The sequence below is a fragment of the Variovorax palleresanus genome (genome assembly GCF_051144945.1).
In the GTDB taxonomy this organism is placed as follows: Bacteria; Pseudomonadota; Gammaproteobacteria; order Burkholderiales; family Burkholderiaceae_C; genus Variovorax; species Variovorax paradoxus_S.
Genome location: NZ_JBJNVP010000001.1, coordinates 715,184 through 728,423 on the forward strand (window position 1 = coordinate 715,184; position 13,240 = coordinate 728,423).

13 protein-coding genes are annotated in these 13,240 nt (G+C 68.4%); 7 read left to right on the forward strand and 6 right to left on the reverse strand.

Annotated features, from left to right (window positions below):
* Positions 1–2: 2 nt before the first annotated feature.
* The 3 genes from ACJ7Z0_RS03390 to ACJ7Z0_RS03400 form a co-directional block, all read right to left on the reverse strand.
* Positions 3–731 (reverse strand): amino acid ABC transporter permease, encoded by a 729-nt coding sequence (locus ACJ7Z0_RS03390; RefSeq protein WP_434788678.1) that lies wholly within the window; start codon positions 729–731, stop codon positions 3–5.
* A 38-nt stretch (positions 732–769) separates the two neighbouring features.
* Entirely contained in the window at positions 770–1,600 is an 831-nt protein-coding gene (locus ACJ7Z0_RS03395) for an ABC transporter substrate-binding protein (RefSeq protein WP_434788679.1), read from the reverse strand.
* 62 nt (positions 1,601–1,662) lie between these two features.
* Entirely contained in the window at positions 1,663–2,559 is an 897-nt protein-coding gene (locus ACJ7Z0_RS03400; RefSeq protein ID WP_434788680.1) for a dihydrodipicolinate synthase family protein, read from the reverse strand.
* A gap of 105 nt (positions 2,560–2,664) precedes the next feature.
* On the opposite strand from ACJ7Z0_RS03400, the gene ACJ7Z0_RS03405 reads away from it, so the two are divergent.
* Positions 2,665–5,613 carry an FAD-dependent oxidoreductase gene (locus tag ACJ7Z0_RS03405; RefSeq protein WP_434788681.1) on the forward strand — a complete coding sequence of 983 codons (2,949 nt, stop codon included), beginning with the start codon at positions 2,665–2,667 and terminating at the stop codon, positions 5,611–5,613.
* Between the two features lie 4 nt (positions 5,614–5,617).
* Positions 5,618–6,895, forward strand: a complete 1,278-nt coding sequence (locus tag ACJ7Z0_RS03410; protein WP_434788682.1) for a M20/M25/M40 family metallo-hydrolase — start codon at positions 5,618–5,620, stop codon at positions 6,893–6,895.
* Here ACJ7Z0_RS03410 and ACJ7Z0_RS03415 read toward each other — a convergent pair.
* The 3 genes from ACJ7Z0_RS03415 to ACJ7Z0_RS03425 form a co-directional block, all read right to left on the reverse strand.
* A complete protein-coding gene (locus ACJ7Z0_RS03415; RefSeq protein ID WP_434788683.1) occupies positions 6,872–7,207 on the reverse strand; it encodes a YbaN family protein in 336 nt (111 codons plus the stop codon). The two genes, ACJ7Z0_RS03410 and ACJ7Z0_RS03415, sit on opposite strands and share 24 nt — an antisense overlap.
* A 132-nt stretch (positions 7,208–7,339) precedes the next feature.
* A complete protein-coding gene (locus ACJ7Z0_RS03420; RefSeq protein ID WP_434788684.1) occupies positions 7,340–7,894 on the reverse strand; it encodes an RNA polymerase sigma factor in 555 nt (184 codons plus the stop codon).
* On the reverse strand, positions 7,891–8,106 hold the full coding sequence (locus ACJ7Z0_RS03425; RefSeq protein WP_434788685.1) for a YgaP family membrane protein: 216 nt from the start codon (positions 8,104–8,106) through the stop codon (positions 7,891–7,893). Before ACJ7Z0_RS03425 ends, ACJ7Z0_RS03420 begins: the two co-directional genes overlap by 4 nt.
* Positions 8,107–8,405: 299 nt before the next feature.
* On the opposite strand from ACJ7Z0_RS03425, the gene ACJ7Z0_RS03430 reads away from it, so the two are divergent.
* The 5 genes from ACJ7Z0_RS03430 (at position 8,406) to ACJ7Z0_RS03450 (ending at position 13,185) form a co-directional block, all read left to right on the forward strand.
* The gene (locus ACJ7Z0_RS03430; protein WP_434788686.1) at positions 8,406–9,056 is read left to right on the forward strand and encodes a DUF4097 family beta strand repeat-containing protein; all 651 of its coding nucleotides are present in this window, start codon (positions 8,406–8,408) and stop codon (positions 9,054–9,056) included.
* Positions 9,057–9,192: 136 nt separating this feature from the next.
* The gene (locus ACJ7Z0_RS03435) at positions 9,193–9,816 is read left to right on the forward strand and encodes a hypothetical protein (protein WP_434788687.1); all 624 of its coding nucleotides are present in this window, start codon (positions 9,193–9,195) and stop codon (positions 9,814–9,816) included.
* Complete coding sequence (locus ACJ7Z0_RS03440; RefSeq protein WP_434788688.1) at positions 9,813–10,283, forward strand: hypothetical protein; 471 nt, start codon at positions 9,813–9,815, stop codon at positions 10,281–10,283. The genes ACJ7Z0_RS03435 and ACJ7Z0_RS03440 overlap by 4 nt, the downstream gene beginning before the upstream one ends.
* Positions 10,280–11,098, forward strand: a complete 819-nt coding sequence (locus ACJ7Z0_RS03445) for a cupredoxin domain-containing protein (protein WP_434788689.1) — start codon at positions 10,280–10,282, stop codon at positions 11,096–11,098. The genes ACJ7Z0_RS03440 and ACJ7Z0_RS03445 overlap by 4 nt, the downstream gene beginning before the upstream one ends.
* Positions 11,095–13,185, forward strand: coding sequence for an SdrD B-like domain-containing protein (locus ACJ7Z0_RS03450; protein ID WP_434788690.1), 2,091 nt, complete (start codon positions 11,095–11,097; stop codon positions 13,183–13,185). The genes ACJ7Z0_RS03445 and ACJ7Z0_RS03450 overlap by 4 nt, the downstream gene beginning before the upstream one ends.
* The last annotated feature ends 55 nt before the right edge of the window (positions 13,186–13,240 follow it).

Sequence of the window (13,240 nt, forward strand, 5' to 3'; positions counted from 1 at the left end):
GGTCAACGTTGTTCGAGCACGGCATCGGCCACCACCGGCGCGTCGGTGCCGGTGGTGCCGTTGCGGTAGGCGCGGCCGTAGTGGCGCTCGATGCGGCGCTGGATGAAATCCCACGCCGTGGTCATCAGCAGGTAGTAGATGGCGGCGACGATGAACAGCTCCAGCACCATGAATTTCTCCTGGATCAGCACCTGGGTGCGGCGCAGCAGTTCTTCCATCGAGATCACCGAGGTGATCGAGGTGGTCTTGAGCAGGCCGTTGATGCTGTTGCCCAGCGTCGGGATGATCAGCCGCATCGCCTGCGGCATCACGATGTAGCGCATGCTCTGCGCACTGCTGAAGCCCATGGCGCGCGCCGCGTTGGTCTGGCCCACCGGCACCGACTGGATGCCGCCGCGCACCACCTCCGCGAGGTAGGCCGCCTCGTTGAGGATCAGCCCGAGCAGCGCCGATTCGATCACCGACAACTTGAGCCCGAGCTGCGGCAGCCCGGTATAGATGATGATCAGCTGCACCAGGAGCGGCGTGCCGCGGAAGACCCAGATGTAGAAATGCGCCGGTGCCACCAGCCAGCGGTGGCGCGACAGGCGGGCCAGGGCCAGCGCACATCCGACGACCAGGCCGCCCGCGATCGACGCGAGGGTCAGCCAGAGCGTGGTGAGCGCACCGTTCAGGATGTACGGATTGAACAGGTAGTCGGCAAACCCCGACCAGCTCCAGCCTTGTCCCATGGACTTTCCCTCTCGAACTCAGTGGTGGTGCGGCGCGCTTAGCTGGCGGGGCCCTTGACGACGACGGCACCGTCGATCGCCTTGACGCCGTATTGATCGAACAGCTTCTGGAAGCTGCCGTCGGCCTTCATGTCGTTGAGCGCCTTGGCCATCGCAACCGACAGGTCCTTGTTTTTCGCGGCCAGCGCCACCGGGGTGGGGAACAGGCCGCTCAGCACGCGGTCGAAATCGCCGCGCTTCTGGTACTCGGCACCGGTGGAGTCGATCGACAGCGCCACCTCCACCTGCCCGGCGCGCAGCGCCTGGAAGGCCATCGCGAAGTTCTCGAAGGTCCGGATGGTCATGCCCTTCATGCCCCTGTCGGTCAGCTGCTTGTCGAGTTCGCGCGCCTTGCGCTCCTCGAATCCGCCGATCTCGACGCCGATGCTCTTGCCCGACAGGTCATCGGGCTTGCTGATCTTGAGCGGGTTGCCGCGCGCGGTGCTGATGCTGATCGCCTGGTCCTCGTAGGGCAGCATCTGCATCAACTTGGCACGCTCGTCGGTGTAGAAGATGCCGGTGTTGATCACATCCCAGCGGCCAGCCTGCAGGCCGGGAATCATGGCCGAGAACTCGATGCGCACGTATTCGGGCGTCAGGCACAGGCGCTTGGCAATCGCTTCGCCGAGTTCCACCCGCATGCCCTTGAGGGCGCCGGTCTGGTCGACGAACTGCATCGGCGGCAAGGTCGGGTTGACCGACATGATCAGCGTGCCCTTCTTGATCAGCGCCGAGTCGGGCACCGGCGACTTGCAGGCCTGGGCGTTCGCGATGCCCATGCCGAGGATGAAAAGAACCGTGGCCGACGTGAGAGCGGGAAGCAGTTTCATGGTGATTTCCTGGTGGAGATGGAGCGAGGCAAGAGATGGGGGATTGAAGGGTCGGGCGCTGCTCAGGCCTTGATCGAGCCGAGCAGGCCGAGGCGGTCGAGCTCGCGCCGCAGGTCGATGGCGTCGGCTTCGGGCAGCGGCAGGCGCGGCGCGCGCGGCTGGCCGACCGGCAGGCCCATCATTCCGAGTCCGTGCTTGGAGGCCGCGACATAGCGGTGGCCGCCGACCCAGCGCACGATCGGCAGCATTTCCTTGTAGAGGGCGAGGGCCGCGGGCATGTCCTGCTCGTCGGCGACCAGTTCGAACAGCCGCGCCGACATCTTCGGGATCAGGTTCGAGCAGACCGCGACCCAGCCCTGCGCGCCCAGCCAGAACGACTCGTAGCCCAGGATGCCCGCGAACACCGTCATGCGGTCGCCGCAGAGCTCGATGATGTCGCGCACTCGCGTCACTTCGAGCGTCGATTCCTTGATGTACCTGCAGTTGTCGATGCGCGAAAGCCGCGCCACCAGTTCCGGCTTGAGATCGACGTTCGCCGTGGCCGGGTTGTTGTAAACCATGATCGGCACGCCGATCGCCTCGCCCACCTTGCGGTAGTGCGCGAACAGTTCGTCGTCGGTGGGGGTGCTGTAGAACGGCGGAATGATCATGACGCCGTCGGCGCCCATGGTCTCCGCCTCGCGGCTCAGCCGCACGCACTCGTCGGTCCACTCGGCGCCGGTGCCGATCAGTACGGGCACGCGTTTTGCTGCCGTCTGCACACAGGTCTCGATCACCAACTGCCGCTCCTCGGCCGTCAACGACAGGAATTCGCCGGTGCTGCCCAGGGGAATCAGCCCGTGGATGCCCTCTTCGATCTGCCAGTCGACGAGCCTCTTCAGGGCCGGCACGTCCACCTGCTTTCCGTCGGCGGTCATGGGGGTGATGAGCACCGTATAGGTGCCTCGGAACGCTGTCATTCCAGTCCTTATTGAAAAAATTGGGGCGACGAAGTATTTGTATACGTTCAGTATACGTATACATTAGACCATGTCCAAGTGGTTTTTTGCTTCGCACCTGTTTCAATGAGCACCCGACTGACCCATTCCTCCATCGCTGCCGGCGGACGCCCGATCCGCTTCTGGTACGACGGACAGCCCGTGGACGGTCTCGAGGGCGAAACCGTGGCTGCCGCGCTCGCGGCCAGCCATCTCCGGCAGATGCGGCACACGCAGGGCGGCGGACGCCGCGGCCTGTATTGCGGGATGGGCGCCTGCTTCGACTGCCTCGTGACCATCGACGGCCGGGCCAGCCAGCGCGCCTGCCTGACCAAGGCCGCGGACGGCCAGCAGATCCGCTCAACCATGCCGGCCGGGACGCCTGCCGATCCATTGCATCCGCTGGCACCCGACGCGGGGGCCCGGCCGTTGGCGCGCGAGGTCGACGTGCTGGTGATCGGCGCCGGCCCGGCCGGCCTCTCGGCGGCGCTCGCGGCCCGGCGCGCGGGCGCCGGCGTGTTGGTGCTCGACGAGCGGCTGCAGTCCGGCGGCCAGTTCTTCAAGCCGCTGGCACCGTCGCACCAGGCCGCGACACCGCCGGACCGACAGTTTGCGGACGGCCTGGCGCTGGAGCGCGAAGTGCTCGCCGCCGGCGTCACGATTCAGCAAAACGCGCAGGTCTGGGCCGCGTTTTCGCCGCACGACGTCAGCGCGCTGATCGACGGGCAGGCCACCCACATCCGATGCCGGCAGCTGGTGATCGCGCCGGGTGCCTACGAGCGGCCGGTGCCCTTCCCGGGCTGGACGCTGCCGGGCGTGATGACCACCGGCGCCGCCCAGACGCTGGCGCGGGCCTACCGCGTCGCGCCGGGACAGCGCGTGGTGATCGCCGGCAACGGGCCGCTCAACCTGCAGCTGGCCGCGGAACTGCTTGCCGGCGGCGCCCAGGTCGTCGCGGTGCTCGAATCGGCGGCCCGCCCGTCCGCGCGCGACTGGCGCCAGCTGCTCGCCGCCGCCCGCACCGCGCCCGACCTGCTGCGCCAGGGCTGGGGCTACTTGCGGCAGCTGCGCGCCCACAAGGTTCCGCTGCTGTGGGGCCATGCAGTGGTCGGCGCCGAAGGCGAGGCCGAACTGCAGGCGGTGCAGGCCGCGCGGCTCGACGCCCACGGCCGTGCCGCGCCTTCCCCGGCGCTGCGCTTCGAGGCCGACACGCTGTGCCTGGGCTACGGCTTCATCCCCTCGACCGAGCTGGCGCGCATGCTCGGCTGCGAACACCGCCTGGCCGACCGGCACCTGGGCTACCTCGCGACCGTGACGGGCACCGACGGCGCCACCAGCCTGCCCGGCGTGTTCGTGGTCGGCGACGGTGCCGACATGGGCGGCTCGCGCGTCGCATTGGCGCGCGGCGCGCTGGCCGGCACTGCGGCGGCACGCAACATCGGCCTGACCGCCTCCGAACCGTCCGGCGCCGGGGACCGGTTGCGCCGCGCCGAGCGCTTCCAGCAGGCGCTGTGGTCGCTTTACCGCGCGCCGCCCGTGGCGCTGGCCACGGTCAGCGACGACACGCTGCTGTGCCGCTGCGAGGAGATCAGCTTCGGTTCGGTGCGCGAGCAGATCCGGGCCGGCCGCGACACGCTGGCCGCGCTGAAGCGCAACACGCGGCTCGGCATGGGGCGCTGCCAGGGCCGCTATTGCGCGGTCACCGCGGCCAGGTTGATCGGCGAGATGACCCGGCGCCCGACCGAGGTCGAGCAGTATTTCGCGCCGCGGCCGCCGGCCAGGCCGGTGCCCGCGGGCGCACTCGGCTTCGAGAAGCCCGAATGGGGCGGCCACAAGCCGGCGATCACGCCGAACCTCGCGCGGCCTGTCGAACGGGCGGCCTTTCACATCCTCCGCACCGACGTGCTGGTGATCGGCGCCGGCGTGCTCGGTTCCTGCCTGGGGTACTACCTGGCGAAGGCCGGCCAGGAAGTGACGGTGGTCGACCGCGACGACATCAATCTGCAGGCCTCCGGCGCCAACGCGGGAAGCCTGCATGTCCAGCTGCTGTCCTTCGACTTCGGCGCCAAGGCGCAGCAAGGTGGCGGCCCGGCCGCAGCCACCCTGCCCCTCGGCCCGATGTCGGTGCGGCTCTGGCAGGAGATCCAGGCCGATTGCGGCGAAGAAGACCTCGAGATCAAGATCACGGGCGGGCTGATGGTGGCCGACAGCGAGGCCGGCATGCGCTTCCTCGAGGCCAAGGCCGCGCTCGAGCGCAGCCATGGCATCGACGCGCAAGTCATCGACGGCGCCGAACTGCGCCGGCTCGCACCCGCGCTATCCGGAAAACTGCTGGGCGCCGACCTGTGCCCGATGGAAGGCAAGATCAACCCCCTGCGCGCGACCTATGCGGTGGCCTCGCGCGCGCAGCAGCAGGGCGCGCGCTTTCTTCGCGGCTGCGACGTGATGCGCATCGAACGCCGGCCGGGCAGCGGCGCCGGCTTCGTCGTTCACACCTCGCGCGGCACCATCCACGCAGGCCGCGTGGTGAACGCCAGCGGCGCCTGGTCGAGCACGGTCGGCGACATGCTCGGCATCAGGATACCCGTCAAGGGCGCACCGCTGCAGATGATCGTGACCGAACCGGCGCCGCCGCTGGTCAACCACCTGGTGGCACATGCCGACCGCCATCTGAGCCTCAAGCAGGCGGCCACCGGCGGCCTGCTCATCGGCGGCGGCTGGACGGCCGCCTTTCACGAAGGCATGCGCCTGAACCGCGCCGAGCGCGACAGCATCGAAGGAAGCCTCTGGGTCGCGCGCCAGGTGCTGCCGGCCGTGAGCGGGCTGCACATGGTGCGCTGCTGGGCCGGCATGAACGTCAACATCGACGGCGCGCCGATCATCGGCAGCGTCCCCGGCCTGCCCGGCTTCTACAACGCCGTGACCTCCAACGGCTACACGCTGGCACCCATCACCGCTCACCTGTTGGCCGACCTGATCGTGCGCGGCCGCACCGACATCGACATCACTCCTTTCCACATCGACCGCTTTCTTTGACGCCATGACAGACCTTTCAACCTCGCGCGACACGCTGCGCCAATTCATCGACACCCATTTCGACCATCAGGTCGAAACCCTCGCGCGGCTGGTGCAATGCCCCTCCGACAACCCGCCCGGCGACTGCGCCCCGCACGCCGAACTCACGGCCCGGCTGCTCGAGGCCATGGACCTGAAGGTCGAACGCCATCCGGTGCCGGCCGCATTCGCAGAGCAGCACGGCATGCGCAGCGTGACCAACCTGATCGTGCGCGAGCGCTTCGGCGATGGGCCGGTGATTGCACTCAATGCACACGGCGACGTGGTGCCGCCCGGCTCGGGCTGGAGCGGTTCGCCCTATGGCGGCGAGGTGCGCGACGGCTGGCTGTACGGCCGCGGCGCCGCGGTCTCGAAGTCGGATTTCACGACCTACGCTTTCGCGATGCGTGCGCTCAGGCAGTTGCAGTCATCGGGCGCGGCGCTGGCCGGCACGGTCGAGCTGCACTTGACCTACGACGAGGAAACCGGCGGCATGACCGGCCCCGCATGGATTCTTTCGCAGGGCCTGAGCTGGCCGGACTACGTGATATCGGCCGCCTTCTCGCATCACGTGGTGGTGGCGCACAACGGCTGCCTGCATCTGGAAGTGACGCTGCGCGGCAAGTCCGCCCATGCGGCGAGGCCCGACACCGGCGTCGACGCGATCGAGGCTTCGGCGACCTTGCTGCCGGCGCTCTACCGCTATCGCGACCAGCTGGCGGAGCGGCCCTCGCAAACGCCGGGCATCACGCATCCGACGATGATCGTCGGCCTGATCGAAGGCGGCATCAACACCAACGTGGTGGCCGACGCGCTGAGCCTGCGGATCGACCGCCGCATCGTGCCCGAAGAAGTGCCCGAGGACGTCGAGGCCGAACTGCGCCAGGTCATCGAGCAAGCCTGCAGCGGCCTGCCGGGGATCTCCGTCGAGATCCGGCAGATCCTGCTGGCCCGGCCGTTCGCGCCCGCCCCCGGCGCAGAGGCCTTCGCCGAGCTGATGTGCCGCGAAGCCAGCGCCGTGATGGGCAAGCCGGTCACGCCGATCGGCGTGCCGCTCTACACCGATGCGCGGCTCTACAGCGAAGCCGGCATTCCGACCGTGATGTACGGCGCGGGCCCCGCGTCGCTGCTCGAAGCCAACGGCCATCGCGCCGACGAGCGCGTGCCGCTCGATGAACTGCACAAGGCGACCGTCGTGGTCGCCAACACGCTGCTGCAACTCCTGACCCAGCCGGAGAAATCACTGCTCGGGCCGACGCCATAGCCAGATGGCGACGGCCGCCATGAAGAGCGGCGCGCCGATCTTCACGGCGACGGGTGCGCCGGTGGCAAGCAGCACAAGCGCGCTGAAGGTCATCATCACGGTCGCGGCCCATTTCGCTCGGCGCGGCACCGCGCCTCTTTCCTGCCATCGCCGGATGTACTCGCCGTAGCGGGGATGTTCGAGAAGCCAGCGCTCCAATGCAGGCCAGCCGTGGCCCGCCGCCCAGGCGGCCGCGAGCAGAAAGGGCACCGTCGGCAGAACGGGGAGAAAGGCGCCGATCAGGCCGAGGGCGACAAACACCAGCGCCAGCACGCGCCAGAGCAGCCTCGCGACGGGACCTTTGGGCCGCATCAGGACGCGTGCACTCCGAAAAAGCGATCTGCGGGGAAGTGCGAAGCGGGCATCGGCGGATGGTAAGCCAACGGTCCGCCCGGAGGATGCGCTTCAAGCCGCATCGGGCCCGCCATCCTGGTTCCAGTAGCCGCCGTTCATCAGGCTGGCGCGCACCATGGCCCGGGCGCGATGCAGCCGGCTCTTCACCGCCTCCACGCTCAGGCCCAGGCTTTGCGCCACCTCGGGGGCGGTCAGTTCCTCGACGTCGCGCAGGATCAGCGCGACGCGATAGGCCTCCGGGAGCGCGGCAATGGCTTTCGTCAGGTCCAGGCGCAGGTCGGTCGGAATCCGCGGCGCCGCCAGCTCGTCGGACAGCGGCTCCGACAGCCGGCCCTTGGCCGCGCTGCGCCTGAAGATCCGGTAGCACTCACGCTCGATGATCCGGAACAGCCAGGTGGCAAAGGCGGCCACGGTCCCGAGCGTGCCGATCTTCCGGTGCAGCTGCCACAGCGCCACCTGCACCGCGTCTTCGGCGTCCTCGCTGTTGGCGCAGGTGCGGCGCGCGAAACGCTTGAGATCGGGCTGGCAGGTGCGCAGCAGCTGCGACAGCGCCCCTTCGTCCCCCGCACAGGCGGCCTCGATCAGCGGCGCGGACGCGCGGATCATTTCAGCGGCCCGATGGCCCTGCGGCCGAGCATCGCGCAGGCTGGGCAGAACCCGACGACGGCGGTGGCGCCGAGCATGCCCGCCGCGGCGAAGCCCAGCACCCGGAGCGCGCCGGGCGGCAGAAAGTAGAGCGCGCCGAGCGCGGCGATGACGCCCAGGCACAGGCGGATCACGCGTTCCCAGGCCGGAATGTTGCGTTTGAGATGAAACACGTTGTAGCTCTCCAAATGATATTGACCCCTGCATGGAGGGCCGCGCGTGGCGCAAAGGATTCAGGGAAAGAAAGAGAAATTCAGAGGCGTGCCGAGGGGAGATCCGGCGCCGCTTGGTGGGGGCCCTGTTGCTGCCGCGCGACGGCCGGAAGCCCTCAATCTCTGTGACTTATTACCGAAGTTCACCTTTAGAAACATTACATTTGAAAATGAGAACTTAATAACTCACACAAATGTGATTCTTTAGTTACACTCCGGGTTTCCTCCCGTCCCAACTTTAGCCAAAAGCATTCATTTTCATGAAAAAACTTCTTCTGATCGCCGCAGTGGCCGCCACCCTGGCTCCCTTCGCCAGCCAGGCCGAATCGAATTTCGTGACGGCCTCTGGCTCGAGCACGCCGAGCGCCAGCGCCAAGCTCGACTTCAAGATCGTCGTTCCGAAGGTGCTTTTCCTGCAGGTTGGCACGGGCAGCAGCATGGCGGACAACACGACGGTGGATAAGCTCACGTTCACCGTGCCCGCAAGCGATATCGGTAACAGCGTTGCGGTGGCAGGCACGGGCGGCGACCTCTCTGCCGGCGCCGTCACGGTTCGCGTGCTCGGCAACAGCGGCAACGTCACCCTGTCCAACATTACCGCAGGCCAGCTCAGCAACGGCGTGAGCGGCGATCCGACCGTGCCGTGGACCGACATTACCGTGACGGCCGGCGCATTGGCGACGACCACGTCCGGCTATACCAACGCGGCCATCGCCCACCCGCCGTTCAACAACGGCGCTACCGGCGGTGCGTCGGCAACGGCCACCACGCTGACCGCTTCGGCCGGCCTCGTGCGCCGCGAAGGCAGCTGGACCTTCGCCTATGCCAATACGTCCGTGATGCCGGCCGGCACCTACGGCGACACGATTGCGAACAAGGGCCAGGTGACCTACACCGCGACCGCTCCCTGAGCGCCAGCACAACCTTTAGATACGCGCGGATTTCGACACACGACGACCGAAGGCGGGCCGGTCCCGCCTTCGCGATCTGTTGAGAACGAGCGGCATGAAATCTTCGTCACTCCCGCCGTCCCGCGCCCAACATGCCATGCTGGGGCTCGCCCTGGTGTGCGGCGCCTGGCTGCCCAGCGCGCATGGCTTCACGGCCACCATCTTGCCCGGGCAGCGTTCGCTGTTCCTGCAGGTAGGCGCGGGCACCATGTCCGGGGGCAATTTCAACTTCGGCGGCACGCCGGGCGACAACCCGACGGTCAACAGCGCATCGGTCACGGTCCCGGCGGCCCAGCTGGGCACGGGCGCAGCGCAGCTCATGACGACGGACAGTACCGTCACGGCCAGTCCCTGGGATGGGAACGCCTTCTGCACGTCGCCCGCCACCACCGGTCAGGTGTACGTGGGCGGATTCTTCCGCCGGCCCGGGGTGGGGAGCGGAGGCAACGAAGCCCTGCTGACGGTCACTACACCGGCCGCGCTGACCAACACCAACGGCGACACGATTCCGTTCAGCAGGATTGCATGGACCTCTTCGGGCATCGGTGACGCCACTGCCACCATTCCGAGCGGCACCTTCGTCGGCGGCACGCAAGACCTGCTGACCGTCAGCCGCAACACCTGGTTCGAGAGCTGTCTCGCCTTTCGCTACCTCAATTCAGAGGTCGTCCCGGCCGGCACCTTCACCGGCACGGCCACCTTCACGCTGACCGCCCCATGAAAGCCCGACGCACGCTTGCCATGCTGGCCGGCCTGCTGGCCCTGGGGACCGTGATCCCCGCGGCTGCCGCCACCTACCGCATCGACGACACCGGCACCTATGCAAGCCAACCGGTCACGCAGATGCGCTGGCGCCGGCTGGCGCCCGGCCGCGCGGGCGACCACACGGTGGAGGGCCGCGTGTCCGTGTCGCTGCGGCTCAACCTGTCGCAGTGGCTCAACCGGCCCGCGCGCATCTACCTGTCGCTGGCGCCGACCGACGGCGAACAGCTGGTCGCCACGTGGCGCACGCAGGGCCGCCTGCTTCCGGGCACGGTCCGCGGCGGCGGCCGCACGCTGGTGTACGAGGGCGTGGTGCGCGAGTCTTTCCTGCAGGAAAGCATCGTGCTCGATCTCACGGCCGATGGCCGCAAGGTCGAGCACGCGCAGTCCCTGCAATTCTTTTTCGAGATCGAGGTATCCCCGTGATGCACCGAGTCGCAATTCTTTTCCGTGGCCGCTGCGCGGCCGTTTTTCTGCTTGGGGCCCTGGCGATGGGCACGACGGCGCAGGCGCAGTTTTCCCTTGCCGTGTCGCCGCCGCGCTTCGAGCTGTCGACCAAGCCCGGCGAGCGCGTGCGCGAGGTGATCGAACTCACGCATCGCGACACGCCGACCGGCGCCTACAAGCTCAAGACCGCCGACTGGACCTTCAGGCCCGACGCCTCGGTCGACTTCAGCGACGAGCTGTTGCCCGGCAGTTGCCGGCCCTGGGTGGCCATCGAGCGGCGCGAGCTCAACATCACGTCCGGACGGCCCTACCGCTTTCGCTTCGAAGTGACGCCACCAGCCGACGCGCCGCCGACCGAATGCCGCTTTGCGGTGTTGATCGAGGGCCAGCAACCCACCGCAGCTCCGGGCATGCCTGTGGCGCTGGGCGCGCGCATCGGCGTGATCGTCTATGTGGCCGTGGGCAACGTGGCGCCAGTGCTGGAACTCGTGGGCAGCTCGGTGCAGACGATCGACGGCCGTCCCACGCCCATGCTCAAGATCCGCAACACGGGCACGGCGCACGGCCGCCTGGCCGGCTTCCTTGCGGGCACCGATGCGGGCGGCACCGCCCTCGAACTGCAGGCCGGCACCACGCCGATCCTGGCCGGCGAAACCCGCGACATCGCGCTCGTGGCCAACAAGCCCGGCGACACCGAAAACGCGGTCTCGGTGCGTTTCCCGATCACCATCGCCGGCAAGCTGGAGTGGGGCAAGAGCGGCTCGCTGCCGATCAACCAACGCTTCGCCCCATGAAACGCTGGCTCCGTTATGGAGCCCTCGGATTGTGCGGCGCAGGACAGGTGCTGACCGGCACATCCGCATGGGCGCAGCCCCAGGGGACGCAGTACGTCGATCGCGTGCTCGACGACAGCCCGCAGGCCGCGCCGGTCGATGAGCCCCAGGTCCAGGGCAGCGGCTGGCCGCGCGGCTGGACCATCGAGGGCCAGTCCACCCAGCAAAGCGGGGGCTCGCGCTCACGCAACGATTCGCTGCTGTTCTCGGGCTACCTCGACACGCCCGACTACGGCACGCTTTCCGCCAATCTGAACCTGAACCGAAATTCCGTGCCGGTCAGCGGCATTGCGCTGTATGGCACCACCGGCACGCCGGTCACGCAGGTGCCCTACACCTACCGCAGCGGCAGCACCTGGCGCATCGACCAGCGCGCCATGCCTTTCAACGGCGGCTGGTTCGGCAACAACAGCATCGGCAACATCAACATGGCGAGCACGCCGCTCGCACGCGGTGTAGGCCGGGTCTACCTGCCCAGCCTGCCGATCGAGGGCGCGTCGCTCAGCATCGAGCAGCCGGGGCGAACCATGTTGAATGCGTCGGCTGGCCGGCTGGGCTATTTCGACGGCATTTCGTCCCAGGGCTTCACGTCCGGGCGGGGCACCGCGGCGGGCGCCGGAGCCCAGACCCAGCTGAGCGGCAGCGACGGCCCCTACGCGCTGGGCCGCACCGATGCGGCGGTCCAGTTGGTGGAAACGCGCAATTTCAACGCCAACGGCGTGGCCGGCTTTGCCCAGGACACCCGCTCGGTGTGGAGCGCCGTCTCCTGGCAAGGCCAGGCACCCTGGGCCGAGTCGGTCGGCAAAGGCTATGGCGGCATCGGCGAACGCGTGGGGGGCCTGCGCGTCCAGGCCAACCTGGCGCACAGCACCGGGCAGCCTTCCGACGCCTCGTCACGCGCAGCGCGCGATTCAGCCACCGGCGGCTGGGTCGACGCGACCTGGCGCACGGCGCTGATGCAGCAGAGCGCATCGGTGTTCTATTTCCAGCCCTCGCTGCGCTGGGGCGGCGACTCGCTGCCGAGCGACCTGCGGGGTGCCTCGTGGCGCGGCGACGTCTCCTCCCGCCAATGGCAACTGGGCGGCAACATCGAGGTGAGCGACAGCGTGAGCGGGCTGCAGCGCCGCTCGCTGTACGGCAACCTCTTCGGCCGTTTTCGCTTCGATTCGCGCGACTCGATCTCCGGCAACGTGGCCGCCCGCACCGGCAACTATGCCGCCCAGTCGGCGCAGCTCACCTGGGAGCACAAGTCCGACTGGGGCTACAGCCAGTGGCGCACCGACGTTGCGCACGGCACCGACCTGCGCGTGCTGCGCACCGGCATCGACCACGCCTGGCGCGTCAGCGAGGACCAGACGCTCTCGACCTCGCTGGCCTACGAGCAATCGCGCCAGGCCGGGGTCGATTCGCGCACCGTGCACTGGGGGGTGCTGGGCACCACGCCGCTCGCGGCCGGCGCCCGGCTCGACCTGAGCCTGCGCGGCAGCAACGGCATCGGCGACACCGATTCGCGCTATTTAAGCGCCAACGCGCGCCTGAGCTGGCCGCTGGGCCTGGGCTGGTCGTTCATCGCCCAGTACGCCGCCTCACGCGGGCAGGAGTCGCTCAACCCCGCCGTGGTGTCGGCGCTGACGACGGCCATGCAGCAGGCCGTGCGCGTGCTGCCCTCCAACCGCTCGTTCATGGTGGCGCTTCGCTACGAGAGCCGCGCCGGCGTGGCCAGCGCACCGATCGGCGGCGCCCCCGGGGCCGGCGCGGGCAGGCTCGAGGGCTATGTCTTCTTCGACCAGAACAACAACGGCCTGCGCGAGGCCAGCGAAGGCGGCGTTCCGGGCGTGACGGTGGTGCTCGATCGCAACTACGTGGCCCGCACCGACGCCCAGGGCCTCTACAGCTTCCCCTCGGTGGCCGCCGGCAGCCACCAGATCGAGCTGGTCCAGGACAACCTGCCGCTGCCCTGGAGCAGCGCGGGTTCCCCATCGCGGCGCGTCAACGTCTATGTGCGAGACGCCGCCATGACCGACTTCCCGATCCAGAAAGACCGGTGAATCCGACGAAAGGCAGTTGCGCTCACCGCGCCTGCTGTATTTACTTGCCCCTGCG

Excerpts from the sequence above, each read along its gene's own strand:
- ACJ7Z0_RS03390 (WP_434788678.1), bottom strand. The coding sequence starts at position 731 with ATGGGACAAGGCTGGAGCTGGTCGGGGTTTGCCGACTACCTGTTCAAT.
- ACJ7Z0_RS03395 (WP_434788679.1), bottom strand. The coding sequence starts at position 1,600 with ATGAAACTGCTTCCCGCTCTCACGTCGGCCACGGTTCTTTTCATCCTC.
- ACJ7Z0_RS03400 (WP_434788680.1), bottom strand. The coding sequence starts at position 2,559 with ATGACAGCGTTCCGAGGCACCTATACGGTGCTCATCACCCCCATGACC.
- ACJ7Z0_RS03405 (WP_434788681.1), top strand. The coding sequence starts at position 2,665 with ATGAGCACCCGACTGACCCATTCCTCCATCGCTGCCGGCGGACGCCCG.
- ACJ7Z0_RS03410 (WP_434788682.1), top strand. The coding sequence starts at position 5,618 with ATGACAGACCTTTCAACCTCGCGCGACACGCTGCGCCAATTCATCGAC.
- ACJ7Z0_RS03420 (WP_434788684.1), bottom strand. The coding sequence starts at position 7,894 with ATGATCCGCGCGTCCGCGCCGCTGATCGAGGCCGCCTGTGCGGGGGAC.
- ACJ7Z0_RS03430 (WP_434788686.1), top strand. The coding sequence starts at position 8,406 with ATGAAAAAACTTCTTCTGATCGCCGCAGTGGCCGCCACCCTGGCTCCC.
- ACJ7Z0_RS03435 (WP_434788687.1), top strand. The coding sequence starts at position 9,193 with ATGCTGGGGCTCGCCCTGGTGTGCGGCGCCTGGCTGCCCAGCGCGCAT.
- ACJ7Z0_RS03440 (WP_434788688.1), top strand. The coding sequence starts at position 9,813 with ATGAAAGCCCGACGCACGCTTGCCATGCTGGCCGGCCTGCTGGCCCTG.
- ACJ7Z0_RS03450 (WP_434788690.1), top strand. The coding sequence starts at position 11,095 with ATGAAACGCTGGCTCCGTTATGGAGCCCTCGGATTGTGCGGCGCAGGA.